Origin of the sequence: Marinobacterium weihaiense, from assembly GCF_019061305.1 — a bacterium.
Lineage (GTDB): Bacteria > Pseudomonadota > Gammaproteobacteria > Pseudomonadales > Balneatricaceae > Marinobacterium > Marinobacterium weihaiense.
Window position 1 is genome coordinate 19,513 of sequence record NZ_JAHQZT010000024.1, and the last position, 16,287, is coordinate 35,799.

A 16,287-nucleotide genomic window follows, 5' to 3' on the forward strand; every position below is an offset into this window, starting at 1 on the left:
GACCCATAATGATTGCCGGAGCCGCCCACCTCGCCGATCGTCCACGCCGCCGTGCTATCCGCTGCCTGCTGGCCAGTCTGCTATGTCTGTTACCACTGACGGCTCAGGCCACGCCTGCGAACGATGCGCCGTTGCTGGTACTGAGCGGCTTCAGTCCCAGTTACAACCAGGTCCGCGACGCCATTGTCAGGACGGCGCAGGTCAAGCCGGATATCATCACGCTGGACCAGCTGGCCTCCCGGCACCGCCAGGCGGGCCTGGTCGTGGCCGTCGGCAGCCGGGCCTGCGAGCAGCTGCTCAGCCAGTATGACCCGCAGACACAGCTGATCTGCACCTTTCTGCCGTCGACCACCTTCACGCTGCTGCAGCAAACCCTGTTGCCCAATAGTAGCCGTGCACGCATCAGCGCCATTTTCATCGACCAGCCGCTGCAGCGCCAGATTCATCTGGCCCGCCTGATCAGCCCGCAGGGGCAGGTACTGGGCTCCGCACTGGGCAGCAGTAGTCGTGCGCTGCAGCAGGCCTTGCAGACAGGCAGCCAGGCAGCACGGTTCGAGCTGTTGACCGCCCACCTGACGCCGCAGGACAACCCGATCGAAAAGCTGACCCCGGTGATCTCTGCCAGCGACGTGTTTCTGGTGATTCCGGACAGCAGTGTGTTCAACCGCGCCATTTCCAAGTGGCTGCTGTACCTGTCCCTGCGCAATCAGCTGCCGGTCATCGGCTTTTCCGAGCACTACACCCAGGCCGGGGCAACCGCATCGGTGCACTCCTCGGCAACGCAGATCGGCCGCCAAACCGGCGAGTGGCTCAACCGACTGCAGAGCGGCGCTGGCCTGCCGCCGCCCAGCCACCCGGCTTATTTCAACGTCAGCACCAACCCGGTGGCGGCACGCACCCTGAAACTGGATTTGCCCACGCCGGCCGAACTGGAGCGCCAACTGCGTACCGAGGCCACGGATAGATGATCCTCGGCAGCCGCCAGCTGGGCATACGCAGCCGCGTACTGCTGCTGTCCCTGGTTCCCATGCTGACCTTGGCCGGCATTCTGGGCACCTATTTCACCTACAGCCGCCTGGCCGACAATACAACCCGCCTGCAGGAACGCGGCCACCTGCTGGTAGACCTGCTGGCCTCAGCGGCCGAGTTCGGCGTCATCAGCGGCAACCGCTACCAACTGCGCATTCTCAGTCAGAAAACACGCCAGAACCACCCGGAAGTGCTCGATGTGCTGTTCTACGATGCCAACTTCAATCTGCTGTATCGCTCGGGTGACTTCACGGTCGAGCTGACCCCCTACAGCCCGGCCTATCAACCGCAGAACGGGCGCTGGCTGTTCTTTTCGCCCATTACCACCAGTGCGCTGCTGATGGAGCATAATCCCGAGCTGATGTTCGACGTCATCCAGCCTGATCAGACCGGCTGGGTTGCCGTTGTCCTATCCCCTGAACATGCCACCGGCACCCGGCGTGACATGCTGTTCAGCAGCCTGCTGCTGATTGCGCTTGGGTTGCTGGTAACTGCGGTGGTGGCTGGACGCTTCGGCCAGCGCATCACCCGCCCCATCCAGGCACTGGGCCAGGTGATCGAACGGCTGGAGGCCGGCCAGCTGGATACCCGCGCCATGACCACCCAGGCTTCGGGCGAGCTGGGGTTGCTGGCCCGTGGCATCAACCGCATGGCTTCCCGTATTCAGACCTCCAGTCGTGAACAGGCCGAGCAGATCAGCAAGGCTACGCGTCAGCTGACCACAACACTGCGTCACTTGGAACGTCAGAACGAAGAACTCTCCCTGGCCCGCCGCCAGGCCGACGATGCCAACCACGCCAAGGACGAGTTCCTGGCACGCATGAGCCATGAGTTGCGCACGCCCCTGACCTCCGTTCTGGGCTTTTCCGAATTGCTGCAGGGCACGCGCCTGACCGCCGAGCAGCAGCAGTACTGCCAGATCATCGATCAGAATTCGACCCTGCTGCTGACCATCATCGATGATATCCTCGACTTTTCACGCCTGCAGTCCGATGCCATCGAGCTGGAACAGTTGCCCTTCGATCCGCGCCAATGCCTGCTCAACCTGCTGGAAATGCAGGCGCCCATGGCACAGCAAAAGGGGCTGACACTGATCGAAGAGCTGGATACGGATCTGCCCCCGACCGTGGTGGGCGACCCCACCCGCCTGACACAAATCCTGACCAATCTGCTGGGCAATGCCGTCAAGTTCACGGATGCCGGCGAGGTGCGCCTCAGTGCACGCGCCGTACGAGCCGGGCGTCACTGCAAGCTGGTGCTCAGCGTCAGTGACACCGGCATCGGTATTTCGGCCGAACGCCAACGTTACCTGTTTCAGGCCTTTTCCCAGGCCGACAACACCATCAGCCGCCGTTATGGCGGTTCCGGCCTGGGGCTGGTGATTGCCCACCGCCTGACACAGATGATGGGCGGCACTCTGACACTGGAAAGCCAACCCGGCATCGGCACCCGCATCGGCCTGACGCTGACCCTGCCGCTGGCCAGTCCCGACGTCGGCACCCCGGCACTGCCGCTGTCTCCGCCCGAGCAGCCATTACCCGCCGCGGCCGGTTTTACTCTCAGCTGTCCATTGAAGGTTTTGCTGGCAGAAGACAACGACTTCAACCGACTGCTGATCTACAAGGTATTGACGCAAGCCGGGGCCCGGGTCGTCACGGCCACGACTGGCCAGCTGGCGCTGGACGCCTTTGCCCGTGAGCGACCGGACATGGTGCTGATGGATGTCCACATGCCGCAAATGGACGGTATTCAGGCCACCCGAGCAATCCGCCGCCAGGATCGCCGGACTCCCATCATTGCGCTGACCGCCAGCGTAATGACACACGAACATCAGGCTCTGCTGCAGGCCGGAGCCAATGAGGTGATGCTCAAGCCGGTCAAGCTGCCCGAGCTGTTCACCCACCTGGATCGGCTGTGCCAGCAGTCCCAACAGCCGAGCAGCATAGCCGGCACGGCTCCGTTACAGGCCCACGTGGATCCAGACGCCCTGCATCAGGAATTGCTGCACCAGCTGGCCACGCTGGCACCGGCGATCCGGCACAACCAGCTGGCAACCGTGCGTTCACATGCTCATCAACTGCTGGGGCTGGCGGGGTTGTATCAGCTGCCCGAACTGGAAGCGGTGGTAGCCGAACTGCATCAGGCCGCCGTTGCGGGCAACATTCCCCGCTGCTGGCGTCGATGTCATCAGCTGCGCCGACTGATCGAACATCACCAGTACTGCTGATCAGAAACGGCGGAAGAAGGGTTCGCTGGCGATCAGGTGCTCCAGTTCGACCTGGACCGCTTCCAAACGCTGGCGGGCCGCCCGGTCATACAGGTAGGGCGCCAGCCCATCGGCGGCAGGCGGATGGTGCTCATCACCCTCGTGAATGGCGACACACTGGCGGCGGATCGCTTCCAGTTCGGGATCGTGCAGCACAGGCAGACCCACAAACATCTCCCACTCGTCACGGCGGGCTTCCCCGGCCTGCAGCTGCTGCATCAGTGTCAGCACCTTGCGCCGATCGGGTCGCCAGGTCGGGGCACGGCCCCAAGTCAGCGCCAGCACCAAGCCGCCGATAAGAATCAGTGATACCGTGAAAACGATCAGGAACTCCGCCATGACACTACTGCAACGGCGTGCCGCTGCTCAGCTCGCGGGCAATGCCATGTACGGCGGTTTCGTACTCCTGCTCCAGCGCCTGCATTTCCTGTTGATAACTGCGCTTGAGTTTTTTCGGCAGTGCCTGCCATTCGTCCTTGATCGGGATGTGACTGGTCTTGTCGTGCACCTCGGTAATCACCGCGTAAGCCTCCTGCTGCAGCAGCTGTGGCCGGTAGTTTTCCAGCAGCACCTTGAGGCGGATACAGCCTTCGGTCAGGGTCATCTTGTCGTCATGCAGAATGGCGCCCGCCACCAGGCGGATGCTTTCCTGCAGATATTGATGGCGCTCTTCCAGTGCCGCCACGGCGGCCGCTTCCCGACGCGCCTGTTCAGCCTTGCGGGCCTGTGCCTGACGCACCTGACGATGGATGACAACGGACAGAACGATAATGGCCAGGACGCCCAAGGCGGTCAGGCCGTAAATCAGAGTGGTGCTCATGCTTACCTCTTGCACTGTTAGCTGCTGGGGCATTATGCCAGACGTGGTCGTGCATGCACTCTTTACGCAGAGCAGAGCGCAGAGGATTGATGGGGCGGGAAAAACGGCGGGGGCAGGCCCCGCCAGGGTAGACGTTTACTCGAAGGTGCGCGGTTTGAGGTTGGCCGGCTTGAGGAACGGCTTTTCGCCGGTGTTGTTATGCTGGCCCAGCACCTTACCGTTCACTTCGGTGCCGTAACGGGTGTGCTTGTGAAAACCGATGAACTGCTCGCGGGTGTCGCGGGCATCGCCGGTATAACGCGGATCCTGCGGGCGCTCCTGGCTGTTGATGTACCAGGCCACGTTCCAGGCCTCGTTGTCGGTCAGAGAGCCGGGCTTGCTCAACGGCATGTTGTTCTTGATGAACGATGCTGCAGTGAAAATGCGCGTCATACCGGCCCCCCAGTTGTAGGCGCCGTCACCCCACAGCGGCGGGAACACGACCTGGCCATCCTTTTTCTGCCCGGCGCCATCGTCACCATGGCAGATGGCACAATTGGCCTCATACACGGCCTGGCCCTTGTCATAGCTGACATCATCTGGAATCTTGTTGCCCAAATGGCGGAAACCACGCCCAGCGATGTTGGTTTCGTACACCTCAGCGCCCTTGGCCAGCCACTGGTGGTAGGCGACCATGGCCAGCATATCATCGCTGCCGTAGGCCGGTGGCGTGCCGTTCATCGAGTAGGCAAAGCAGCCCGCGATACGCTCTTCCACCGAGTTGACATGCTTGTTCTTGCCACGGAAGTCCGGCAGCGTAGTCACGGCGGGCCAAACCGGGCCGGAGCCGTTCATGCGGCCTTCACCCATGTGGCAGGTTTTACAGCTCATGTCGTTGAACACGTACTTGCCACGGTACTGCTGGGTGTTCATGAACATGTCATAGCCTTTGAGAATCACCTCGCGCAATTGAGGCTTGATCGACTCGTCGGCCATCAGGTCATCAATAGTTGGGGCCTGGTGCACGTACTGGCCTTCCTTGGGCGCCGGCAGGTTGATCGGCACCTTGGGTTCACTGGCCATGACGGGGGCGCTCAAGGTGGCGGCGGCCATCAGTATCATCAGGTTGCGTGTCATGTTACTGCCCTCCCTCGGCTGCCACGGCCTGTCGAGACCCCAGGTAGGCCGCGACCGCTTCAATCTGTTGTTCGCTCAGGCGTTCGGCGACGCCAGTCATCAGCTGATTGGGGTCGTTGTGTCGCGCCCCGCTGCGCCAGGCATTCAGCTGCTGCTTAATATAGTTGCCATGCTGGCCGGCCAGTCCCGGGAAACTGGCACCGACGCCCTGGTTGTCCGGCCCGTGACAGCTCTCGCAAGCCGGAATGTAGTTATCCCAGTCACCGCGCTTGGCCAGCTTTTCACCCAATGCCAGCAGCTCGGCATCGCCCCCAGTCTGTGCCTTGGGCACCGGTTGAGCCGCGTAATACGCCGATACATCCAGAATCTGCTGTTCGGTCAGGTTATCCACATTCGGCTGCATGACGCCGCTGACCCGCGTACCCGCATTGTAATCGCGGATCTGTTTGGCAATGTACGCGGCATCCAGCCCCGCCAGACGCGGGAAACCGGCCGCGTTGTTGCCGGCACCATCCATGCCGTGGCAAGCCATGCAGGGCGCACCACTGCCATCCCCCTGCATCGCTACCTGCTGGCCGTCGGCCGCCACTCCCTGTGCCTGAACCGCGCTGCTGACCAGCAGGGCACCGGCCAGCATCAGTCGTCCATTTCGTTTCAACATGGCACTCTCCCCATATTGCACCTGCCTAATTAAGTTTATGCTTAAAAGACAGCATTTTATTCCATTAGGTAACTACAGGGACAGCCTAACATCTGCCTCAAACGTTGTATTGATCCGGCACAAGGTCGGTGCCGGTCAGGCGCAGGCGCAAGCCGCTCGCGCGGCGTACCCGTGCCCGTACGGCGTCGTCCAGCCGTGCCGGATGACTCAGTACCAGCGTGAACCACTGGCTGGCCCGGGTGATCCCGGTGTAGACCAGCTCCCGCGTCAGCACCGGATTGACGGCGGGCGGCAGCAGCAGTGCAGTATGGGCAAACTCGGACCCCTGTGACTTGTGCACCGTCATCGCATAGACGGTCTCCACCGCCTGTAGCCGGCTGGGCAGCACCCACTTGAGGCTGCCATCCGCCAGCGGAAACACCACCCGCAGCACGGTTTCGCCCGCATCATCGGGACGAGCCAGGGTCATGCCAATATCGCCGTTCATCAGCCCCAAGCCGTAGTCGTTGTGGGTCACCAGCACCGGTCGGCCTTCATACCAGCCTTCGGTACGCTCGATCAGGCCGGCCTGTGCCAGCGCACCGGCAATGCGCGCGTTCAGGCCCTCCACACCCCAGGGCCCACGGCGCAGCGCACACAACAGCTGGAAGCGACCGAAGGCTTCCAGTACCTGGCGCGCCCAGTCATCCAGCGCCGCCGCGTCCGCCTGTGACGGCCGCTCCGCCTGCAGCCGCTGCAGATAGTGACGATACCCCTGCGCGGCCGCATCCTGTGGTCCGCCCTGCATCACCAGTCGCTCCAGGGCACGGTCTTCCGCCCCTTGCAGGCGCAGTTGCGCCAAATCGGCAAAGCCCTGTGCCAGCACGCGATGCACGTCCTCCGGCTGGCCGCTGTTGACGGCCCGCGCCAGCGAGCCGATGCCGCTGTCCGCACCAAAACGATGGCTGTGCCGCAACATGGCGATGGACTGCGCCAGCGGCTGCGTCGAGGCCTCTCCTTCGGCCGCCTGCCAGGCGGCCACATCCAGCCCGGTCAGACGCTGCAGGCGCGCCAGTGTCTGCGCGTCATAGCCGCCCCGATCGGCCTCGGCACAGAGGTCACCCAGTACCGAGCCGGCTTCCACCGAAGCCAGCTGATCCTTGTCGCCCAACAGAATCAGGCGCGCCTGGCGCGGCAAGGCCTGCAACAGCTGATGCATCATTTCCAGGTCGATCATCGAGGCTTCGTCCACCACCACCAGGTCGGCATGCAGAGGGTTATCGGCGTTGTGGACAAAACGGCGCGTACCCGGCCGTGCGCCCAGCAACCGGTGCAGAGTAGTCACCTCCCGCGGTATGCCCTGCTGCAGGGGTTCATCCAGACTGCCGACGGCACCGCTGATGGACTCGGTCAGACGCGCCGCGGCCTTGCCGGTGGGCGCGGCCAGACGGATGCGCAGGTTGCGCCCGCCCGCACGGGCCTGGCTCTGCAGCAGGGCCAGCAGGCGCACGACGGTGGTGGTTTTGCCGGTCCCCGGTCCGCCGGTGATGATGCCAAAACGACGCCCCGCCACCAGGGCGCAGGCCAGCTGCTGCCAGTCCAGCCGTCCCTCCACGCCGCCGAACAGTCCCTGCAGCTGACGCCGCAGTGCCGGCTCGTCTACCGGCAGAGCCTGCAGGCGGGCATGAAGGCCTGCGGCCACCTCGACTTCGTAGCGCCATTGGCGATACAGGTACAGGCGGGTACTGTCCGGCTCCAGCCGCAGGGGTGCGGCAGTATCCTCGCGACTGACCAAGCGGGAGGCCTGCAGAGCCGCCAGCCAGTCCGTGCGGTCCAGCCCCTGCAGCAACTCGGCCGGCCGATCCGGCAGCGCTTCGCCGAACTCGCCATCCGGCGGCAGAGACAGCGCCGCGTCCGGCGCCGACAGCAAGTTATCCAGGTCGGCACAGATATGACCCCGGCCCAGCTGGTGGCTGGTCAATACCGCGGCCAGCAGTACCAGCGGCGATGCGTCGGGATCGAGCTGGCGTAGGAAGCGTGCCAGCGCCAGGTCCAGCGCCCGAATCCAGTTGCGCTCCTGCCAGCGCTGCAGCAGGGCCTCCAGGGCTTCAACCTGCAACAGCGCCGGGTGCCGGCGCGGAACGGCGAAGAGATCAGTCTGCGCGCTCATGGAAATCCTCCTCGCCTGCCAGCAGACGGTCCAGTGTGTCGATCAGGGCGGCATCCGGCCGCTCAATGCAGCAGCCGTGATACTCGGGTTCGTCGATGCCACGCAGAAACAGATACAGGGCTCCGCCGACATGACGTTCGTAGCCGGCACGCGGATCGGCTGCATAGCCCGGCAGGCGCGCCTTGAGCAGCCGGTGCAGCGCCAGCAGGTAGAGCACGTACTGCACGTCATAGCGCTTTTCCAGCACGGCGTCCTGCATCGCCTCGCGGCTATAATGGCTGTTGTCAGGCCCCAGCCAGTTGGACTTGTAGTCCGCTACCCAGTAACGCCCCTCATGCACGAACACCAGATCGATGAAGCCCTTGAGCATCCCGCCCAGCATCTGCGGCGCCAGCGCCGGCCGCGGCTGTCCCGGCAGCACCTGTTGCCGGATCAACCGATCCAACCGGCTGACCGGCACGTCAGCCACGGCAAACCAGAACTCCACCTCCGGCTGACAGTGCTGCAGGTCGGCCAGCGCCAGCGGACGCTCGGCCAGCGGCAGTACCAGCGGCGTCGTCAGCAGCTGCACCAGCCAGGCATCCAGCACCGACAGCCAGGGCTGCCATTCACGGCGCTGGCAGCGCGGTGCCAGATAGGCCTGGCGGGCAGGCGCATCCGTGGCCGCACGGGCAAAGCCCTGCTCGGCCGCCCATTCCAGCATGCTGTGCAGAAACACCCCCGCCTGGGGGCCTTTCCAGAAGTGGTGGGGATCGTAGGCAAACTCGACCACGGCCGCCGCCACCTTCGGCTCGTCGCGGCTCTCGCGTGCGGTCTCATCCCGAGCCGTATCCGCCGCCTCGGCCGTCGCTTCCACCTCCGGCGCTACTCGCCCCTGCAGCTGGCTGATGGCACTGTAACTGGCGATCCACCAGCGCTCGCGCGCCACCGGCTGCAGACACTGTCGGGCCGGATGCAGGCCCTGCTCGTTCGTCACGGCTGCCAGGCGCTCGGTGCTGACCGATGGCGGCGCCGTGACCAGGATCTCGTTGTCCCGGGCCAGTGCCTGCAGGCGCTCTTCCAGCCGGGCACTGTCGGTCTTCGGTTCGCAGCCCAGCAGCTGGCCAAAGGCACTCTTGTGTACGCTGAGTGAGCGGCCGTGCCGAATGGCGGCCACGCCAAGCCAGCAGGCATGCACCGGCCGGGTCAGGGCCACATACAGCAGGCGCAGGTCCTCCTGCAGACGTTCGGCCTCGGCCGCCGCCTTGGCGTCGGCATCCTGGCTGTCGAGCTCCAGCACGCTGATGGCGCCGGACTGATAGCGGTAACTGCCGCTGTCGGCGGTGACTTCGCGAAAACTGCAGATGAACGGCAGGAATACCAGCGGATACTCCAGGCCCTTGGATTTGTGAATGGTCACCACCTGCACCAGGTCGGCGTCGCTTTCCAGGCGCATGATGTGTTCATCACGGCTGTTGCGACTGTCGAGGATCTGCTCCTGCAGGTAGCGAATCAGCGCCAGCTCCCCTTCCAGCTGGGTACTGGCCGTTTGCAACAACTCCGCCAGATGCAGCAAGTTGGTCAGCACTCGCTCACCACCGGCATCTTGCAGTAGGCGGGATGGCAGCTCAAATTCGTCCAGGAGATGACGCACCATCGGCAGCACTCCCTGGCGCTGCCAGATGTCGCGCAGCAGGCGAAAACGCTCCACCTCCTGCTCCCAGTGCTGCTCGTCGCGGTGCAGCCGCTCCAGCGCGCCATAATCCAGCCCCAGGGTGCCGGTCGCCAGGGCACTCTGCAGGCGACCGCTCTGTTCGGGCTCGGCGCAGGCCCGCAGCCAGCGCCACAAGTCCTGCGCCTCGGCACTGGCGTACACCGAAGCCTGATCGGACAGGTACACGCTGCGGATGCCACGCTGCTCCAGCGAGGCCCGTACGGTGGCGGCTTCGCTACCACTGCGCACCAGGATGGCAATATCACTGGGCTTGAGCGGCGCCAGCGCGCCGTCCGGGGCGCGAAAACCGGCCTGCTGACGGGCTGACAGGCGCAGCAGTCGGCCAATCTCGCTGGCACAGTGCTCCGCCTGCTGCTGACGGTAATCGCCGATATTGATGCCGTCATCCTCACCGCCGATCAGCCAGTGGGTCAGTGCGGGCGGCGTCTCACCCTCGACTTCGAACACGTCCTGACGCCCGTTGGCATCCACCGCCGTGAACGGCAGCGGGTTGTCCTCGGCGCGGGCAAAGCGAAAGGCTCCGCCGGGCTGCTCGGCTTCGGCATAACTGAACAGCCGGTTGACGGCGGCCACCAGCGGTGCGGCGGAGCGGAAGTTGCGCCCCAACGTGTAGTGATGGCCGCGGGTATCCTCGCGGGCCTGCAGATAGGTATGAATATCGGCGCCGCGAAAGGCATAGATCGCCTGCTTGGGATCACCGATCATCAGCAGGGCCCGGCGCGTGTCCGCCGCATGTGCATCGGCATAGATACGGCGGAAGATCCGGTACTGCAGCGGGTCGGTATCCTGAAATTCGTCAATCAGCGCCACCGGGTATTGCTGACGAATGGTGTCGGCCAGGTGGTCGCCTCCCTCGCCCTGCAGGGCCGTATCCAGCCGGCTGAGCATGTCGTTAAAGCCCAGCGTGGCCGCCCGCTCGCGGGACTGCTCGAAGCGCCGCTGAATCCAGCCGGCGGCATGTACCTGTACCGGCTGTACTGGTGGCGCCTCCTGCAGGTAATCCACCAGCTGCTGCAACTGCGTAAATACCGGGTGATCCGGTGTCTGCCCCTGCTTGGCCTTAGCCGTCTTGGCGGTCAGCTTGGCAGCACCAAAGTGGGCCAGCCGGTCTGCCGACAGCGCCTCCCCCGCCGCCCAGGCGGCCATTTCCGCCAGCTTATCCGGCAGGGACGCGGGGCGGTAGCTCTGATTGTTGAGTACCTTGGTTTCGATGGCACGGCTCAGCATGGCCTCGATATCGGCCTGCTCGGCGGCCCAAAGCGCACGTGCCTGCTGTTCCAGGCGCCGCTTGTGCGGCAGCCAAGCCTGCAGACAGGCGGCATAGTCGGCCGGAGACTGGGGCGTCGAGACCGGCTGTCCTTGATAACGCACTTCCTGCTCGCCGGGCTGCAGCAGGGGACGAACGCTCTGCAGCAGACTGTCCGGGTCCGCCGCCAGTTCGCTCAGCGCCTCGGCCGCTTCGCTCGACAGCGCATAGCACCAGCTGCGCCAGTAATCACGTGCCATTTCCGCCAGCAGTTCGCTGTCATCCTGTTCCAGCTGCTGGTGAAACAGGCTGCCGGTGTCGAAGGCGTGCTGGGTCAGCATACGCTGGCTCCAGCTGTGAATGGTGTACACCGCCGCCTCGTCCATCCATTCGGCGGCCTGTTCCAGCTGGCGCGCCCCCCGCGACCGGGCATCAGGGTCGGCATAGTCCGGTGCCTCCAGCAACTGCTGCAGGAAGGGGTCGGGCCGGGCATTGCCGCGGAAGACCTGTGCCGCTTCCGCCAGACGCCGCCGGATGCGGTCACGCAGTTCACGGGTGGCGGCATTGGTAAAGGTGACCACCAGAATTTCGGGCGGCAACAGGGCCCGGCCGAACCCGGCTGCCTCGCCGCCATGTCCCAAGACCAGGCGCACATACAGCGCGGCAATGGTAAAGGTCTTGCCGGTACCGGCACTGGCTTCAATCAGGCGCTGCCCCTGCAACGGAAAGGTCAGCGGATCCAGCGCCTGCGGGCCATCGACAATAGGGGATGTGTTCATGCGTCTCCTCCCTGAAGCAGTTCGCCCTGATCAATCAGGGGCTGATACAGTGCCTGTGCCCAGTCCTCCAGCCCTGCGTTCAGCAAGGCGTCAAAGTCGGGCCAGGCCCGTTGCAGGCAGGGGTCGGTGCTGCCTTCACCCGGCATGCGAGCGTTGCCTGCATACACCGCGCGGGCGGCGTCAACCGGATCCTTGTCGACCGGCGCCGTCAACAGTGCCAGGCCGGCCCGACAGGCCAGGGGAGCCGGCGCCTGCAGTGCCGACAGGTAGCGTGCCAGCAGGCCATCCAGCAGAGCCCGGGCCTGGTCTGCCGGCAGTGGCCGTACCCGTGCGCAGGTATCGGGCCCGACGAGAAAGGTTGTCAGTGAGTACCCACTTGCACTCAGAGCCAGGTGATCGACCCAGGCGCGGACCAGTCGATGCCAGCGGGGCTGGCCCTTGTCGCTGATCGCCTGGGGCGATGACAGAATCAGGGCGTACTCTTCACCCTCGCGCTGGTGCAGGCCGCCGACCCAGTCTTCGAGCATCACCGAGTGTTCACCGGCCCGCAGTGTCAGGCCGATCTCCACGGGCGCCTCGCGCGGCTGCCAGTGTGCCTGCAGCTGCTGCAGATGACGCAAGGTCGAGGCCGCCGGACTGACGATCTCGCGCAGGGCTCGATCGCCATAGGGCCCCAGCGGCAGCTCGCCGGCCCGTCGCCAGCGGGCCAGCTGCGCCGCCATGCCGGCCTCGTGACTGTCGGCCTTGAGCCCGGCCGCGATCAACTCCGAGCCCAGCCGGAACTGGTCCAGACGATCGAAGCGGAAGGGCTCGTGCTCAGTCTGCACCTCGTCCAGGGTGTCGAACCAGACATTCAGGCGCTGGTTGAAGAAGGTACGCACCGGGTAGCGCAACAGGCGCTGCAGCATCTTCAGCGACAGTGTCTGCGGCACTTCAGGCGCCGCCGACAGCCCGACCGTAGCGGCTGGCGCCGGCTCATGCACCTCTCGCCATTCATGAGCATAGGTAAACAGCCGCGGATTGTTCTCGAAATAGCGCGGGCTGAACGGCTGCAGCGGATGCTCGGTGGTCAGCGCAGGCAGCAGCGGCCCGCCATCCGCCGTGCACCAGCCCTGCTCCAGATGATCCCGCAGCTGCGCCACCAGCACCGAGGGCGGCTGTTCGGCGTTGTCTCGCACGCTGCGACCGACCCAGCTGATGTACAGCGCATCCCGTGCCGACAACAGGGCTTCCAGGAATAGGTAACGATCATCCTCGCGTCGGGATCGATCGCCCGGGCGATAGCGACCGGCCATAAGGTCAAAGTCCATTGGTGGCTGCACTCGGGGATAATCGCCATCATTCATGCCCAGCAGGCAGACCCGCCGGAACGGAATGGCACGCATCGGCATCAGCGTGGAGATGTTGACCGCTCCAGCCAGGAAACGCTGGGACAGGCTTTGCTCGTCGATGCCATCCAGCCAGCTGTCCCGCACCACCTCCAGCGGCAAGGGGTCATCCAGTGCCGCTTCGCTGCAGGCCTCCAGCCACTGCTGCAGCCGCTGGGTCAGGCGCTCCATCAATATCAGGTCCTGATCGCTGACCGGTACTAGGAAGCGCTCCAGCAGTTCCGCTAGCACCACGCCCCACTCCGGCGCTTTCTTCGGGGTAAGCAAGTGCTCACGCAGGTGCAACAGTGCCATGACCAGCTCAGCCAGAGGCCCCGCCTGAGCCGCTTCCAGCCCACCCACCTCGGCGTAGGCCTCGATCTCGTCAAAGGTGGCGTCTTCACCCATCAGGTAGCCCAACAGCATGCGCTTGAGCCCGAACAGCCAGGTGTTCTGCTCCAGCCCTTCGGGCAGACCCAGTCCGGCGCGTTGGGCGCCATCCAGCCCCCAGCGAATGCCGGAGTCGCGAATCCAGTGCTGTAACCGGGGCAGGTCCGCCTCGTCCATGCCGAAACGTTCGCGTACCGCCGGCACTTCCAGCAGATCGAACAGCTGGCTGGTACCGAAGCGTTCCTGTGGCAGCAACAACAGCAGCTCAAGGGCAATCAGCAAGGGCGCCTGGCCACGGTTCTGCTGATCATTGAGGGTAAAGGGAATGAAGCGAGGGTCACGGCGCGACAGGCGGCCGAACACGGCACGGATATGGGGAGCATACTGGTTCACATCCGGCACCATGACCATGATGTCACGCGGTCGCAGTGTGGTGTCATCCTGCAACCACTGCAGCAACTGATCGTGCAGTATTTCGACTTCACGTTGGCGGCTGTGGGCGACACTGAACAAAAGTGAGTGATCACTTTCACTCAATAGCCTGGCGCTGCAGGGCAGCGGTTCCAGCTCCAGAATGTCCTGCTGGATCTGCTGCAGCATAGGCAATCCGGTCGACTCCGCCGTCGGTTCGTCAAACAGGTCGATGCGCTCAAACCAGCTGCGGTATTCCGCGGTTTCGTCAAACTGGTCCAGCAGACGAATATAGTCACGCCCCTGCTTGCCCCAGGCTGCCAGCAGCGGCTGGGCATGCAGATGCAGATCCGCATCGCTGACCTCGGTCGGCATGCCGGGCTTGAGCACCTGGCGCCGGCGACTGCTGCGCAGCAGCTCCTTGCCGTCAATGATGTCGGCCCAATAATGGCGACAGGGGTTGTGGACGCACAGAATCACCTGCGTGTGACGGGCCATGGCGGCCAGGGCCTCGATGAACTGCTGCGGCAGTGCCGAGATGCCGAAAATGATGATTCGCCTGGGCAATGCCGTCGGGCGCGACCGCAGAGCCGAGCAGGCCTGCAGAAACTGCTGGTGCAGATCGGCACGACTGAGCCCGCGTTCGGCGTCGGACAGGTCGGCACGAATGGCACGCCACAGCAACGGCTGCCAGCGCTGATCCTCCGGCAGTGGCTGTGGCTGGCCCTGTGCATCCAGCAAATAATCGTCCCCGCGGGCCCAAGCCTGCAGCCAGTCGGCCCGGTACACCTGGTACTGATCGAACAGGTCGGCCAGGCGCTCGGCCAGCTGGTAGGCCTTGCGCTCGGTGCGATCATTCGCCAGAAACTGACGCAGCAGTGCACACTCGGGCTGCTCGATCAGTTGAGGCAGCAGACGCAGCAAACGCCAGCTCAGGCGGGACTTGTCATAAGGCGAGGTTGGCGGGACGCGCTCCTGCCCCAGTACGGATCGATATGCCTGCCACAAAAACGCCGAGGGCAGCTGAATATCCAGGGCCGCCGCAATACCACAACCCGGCTGTTCCGGGTCTTCAGGCGAGCGGGCCAGTGCCAGCTGCAGCCACTGGGCGATGCCGTTACTCTGTACCAGAATGGTTTCGTTCTCCAGCACCCCCAGCGGATGCTGCTGCATCCAGTACACCAACACCTCGCGCAGTGATTCCAGCCGGTTGCCGTGGATAATAGCTAGCCCGTTGGGCAACGCCCCTGTACCCTGTTCTGTCACTTCATTGCTCCCCTGCCCTGTCTGCTGGCAAGCATACTATTGGTGCCCACGGATTGCATGAGTACGCGCAAGCCACTTCATCCTGCTGTCACCTGCCGGGGATAACATCCACTGAAACACGAATCGGAGAACTGTCCATGCTCGACCTGACAGGCAAGAAAGGGCTGGTGTTCGGCGTTGCCAATGACAACAGCATCGCGTTCGGCTGCGCATCGGCACTGCGAGAGCAGGGCGCGGAGCTGGCGTTGACCTATCTGAACGAAAAGGCACGGCCTCACGTGGAACCCTTGGCCGAACGTCTGGGGGCCGCACTTTTGTTGCCGTGCAATGTGGCCAATTCAGGCGAACTGGGGCAGGTCTTCGAACAGGCTGGAACACTCTGGGGAAAGCTGGACTTTGTCATTCATTCCATCGCCTGGTCACCACTCGATGACCTGCATGGTGCGCTGGTGGACTCATCAGCGGACGGGTTTGCGCAAGCCATGGATGTCTCCTGCCACTCGTTTATCCGCATGGCACGCCTTGCACGTCCCTGGATGAAACAGGGTGGAACGCTATTAACCATGAGCTATCAGGGCGCTGAGCGGGTCGTCGAACACTATAATCTGATGGGGCCGGTCAAGGCCGCTCTGGAATGCTCGGTACGCTACCTGGCTGCCGAACTGGGGCCGGAACAGATTCGCGTACATGCGCTTTCACCAGGTCCCATGCCGACACGGGCAGCAAGCGGAATCACGGATTTCAATCAGCTGATGGCCGAGGCAGAGCGGCAGGCACCACTGCGGCACCTGGGTACCCCCGAAGATGTGGGTCACCTGGCCGCGTTTCTGATCAGTGATCGGGCGCGCAACCTCACGGGCAGCCTGATTCATGTTGATGCCGGCCAGCATGTCCTGGCATAAGGCGCAATGACAAGGCCCCGGCAAGGATTGCAGAGGGGCCCTCGGACGTAGCCGTGTGCAGCGGTCGTATTGCCGTGGGCCCCGGCCCCAAACGCAAAAACCCCGATCTCAACGAGACCGGGGTTTTCACTGAATAAATGCTTGGCGATGACCTACTCTCACATGGGGAAG

10 protein-coding genes are annotated in these 16,287 nt (G+C 64.0%); 3 read left to right on the forward strand and 7 right to left on the reverse strand.

Features of this window, described 5'->3' with window-relative positions:
• Positions 1–8 precede the first annotated feature (8 nt).
• Positions 9–968 carry an ABC transporter substrate-binding protein gene (locus KTN04_RS14065; RefSeq protein WP_217335870.1) on the forward strand — a complete coding sequence of 320 codons (960 nt, stop codon included), beginning with the start codon at positions 9–11 and terminating at the stop codon, positions 966–968.
• Entirely contained in the window at positions 965–3,256 is a 2,292-nt protein-coding gene (locus tag KTN04_RS14070) for an ATP-binding protein (protein ID WP_217335871.1), read from the forward strand. The genes KTN04_RS14065 and KTN04_RS14070 overlap by 4 nt, the downstream gene beginning before the upstream one ends.
• On the opposite strand, the gene KTN04_RS14075 is transcribed toward KTN04_RS14070, so the two are convergent.
• The 7 genes from KTN04_RS14075 to recC all read right to left on the reverse strand — a co-directional run bounded on the left by KTN04_RS14075 (position 3,257) and on the right by recC (position 15,214).
• Positions 3,257–3,634 carry a hypothetical protein gene (locus KTN04_RS14075; RefSeq protein ID WP_217335872.1) on the reverse strand — a complete coding sequence of 126 codons (378 nt, stop codon included), beginning with the start codon at positions 3,632–3,634 and terminating at the stop codon, positions 3,257–3,259. It lies immediately after the preceding gene.
• A gap of 4 nt (positions 3,635–3,638) precedes the next feature.
• On the reverse strand, positions 3,639–4,115 hold the full coding sequence (locus KTN04_RS14080) for a DUF2489 domain-containing protein (protein ID WP_217335873.1): 477 nt from the start codon (positions 4,113–4,115) through the stop codon (positions 3,639–3,641).
• Positions 4,116–4,250: 135 nt separating this feature from the next.
• The gene (locus KTN04_RS14085) at positions 4,251–5,231 is read right to left on the reverse strand and encodes a c-type cytochrome (RefSeq protein ID WP_217335874.1); all 981 of its coding nucleotides are present in this window, start codon (positions 5,229–5,231) and stop codon (positions 4,251–4,253) included.
• Position 5,232: 1 nt separating this feature from the next.
• Positions 5,233–5,892, reverse strand: a complete 660-nt coding sequence (locus KTN04_RS14090; protein ID WP_217335875.1) for a c-type cytochrome — start codon at positions 5,890–5,892, stop codon at positions 5,233–5,235.
• A 97-nt stretch (positions 5,893–5,989) separates the two neighbouring features.
• Positions 5,990–8,041, reverse strand: coding sequence for an exodeoxyribonuclease V subunit alpha (gene recD / locus KTN04_RS14095; protein WP_217335876.1), 2,052 nt, complete (start codon positions 8,039–8,041; stop codon positions 5,990–5,992).
• The gene (gene recB / locus KTN04_RS14100; RefSeq protein ID WP_217335877.1) at positions 8,025–11,780 is read right to left on the reverse strand and encodes an exodeoxyribonuclease V subunit beta; all 3,756 of its coding nucleotides are present in this window, start codon (positions 11,778–11,780) and stop codon (positions 8,025–8,027) included. The genes recD and recB overlap by 17 nt, the downstream gene beginning before the upstream one ends.
• Positions 11,777–15,214 (reverse strand): exodeoxyribonuclease V subunit gamma, encoded by a 3,438-nt coding sequence (recC, locus tag KTN04_RS14105; RefSeq protein WP_217335878.1) that lies wholly within the window; start codon positions 15,212–15,214, stop codon positions 11,777–11,779. The genes recB and recC overlap by 4 nt, the downstream gene beginning before the upstream one ends.
• Before the next feature lie 137 nt (positions 15,215–15,351).
• Between recC and fabI the strand changes: the two genes are divergently transcribed.
• Positions 15,352–16,116, forward strand: coding sequence for an enoyl-ACP reductase FabI (gene fabI, locus KTN04_RS14110; RefSeq protein WP_217335879.1), 765 nt, complete (start codon positions 15,352–15,354; stop codon positions 16,114–16,116).
• Positions 16,117–16,287: the final 171 nt, after the last annotated feature.

Bases quoted from the DNA above. Each gene is read 5' to 3' on its own strand.
- KTN04_RS14065 (WP_217335870.1), top strand. From the start codon at position 9: ATGATTGCCGGAGCCGCCCACCTCGCCGATCGTCCACGCCGCCGTGCT.
- KTN04_RS14070 (WP_217335871.1), top strand. From the start codon at position 965: ATGATCCTCGGCAGCCGCCAGCTGGGCATACGCAGCCGCGTACTGCTG.
- KTN04_RS14075 (WP_217335872.1), bottom strand. From the start codon at position 3,634: ATGGCGGAGTTCCTGATCGTTTTCACGGTATCACTGATTCTTATCGGC.
- KTN04_RS14080 (WP_217335873.1), bottom strand. From the start codon at position 4,115: ATGAGCACCACTCTGATTTACGGCCTGACCGCCTTGGGCGTCCTGGCC.
- KTN04_RS14085 (WP_217335874.1), bottom strand. From the start codon at position 5,231: ATGACACGCAACCTGATGATACTGATGGCCGCCGCCACCTTGAGCGCC.
- KTN04_RS14090 (WP_217335875.1), bottom strand. From the start codon at position 5,892: ATGTTGAAACGAAATGGACGACTGATGCTGGCCGGTGCCCTGCTGGTC.
- recD (WP_217335876.1), bottom strand. From the start codon at position 8,041: ATGAGCGCGCAGACTGATCTCTTCGCCGTTCCGCGCCGGCACCCGGCG.
- recB (WP_217335877.1), bottom strand. From the start codon at position 11,780: ATGAACACATCCCCTATTGTCGATGGCCCGCAGGCGCTGGATCCGCTG.
- fabI (WP_217335879.1), top strand. From the start codon at position 15,352: ATGCTCGACCTGACAGGCAAGAAAGGGCTGGTGTTCGGCGTTGCCAAT.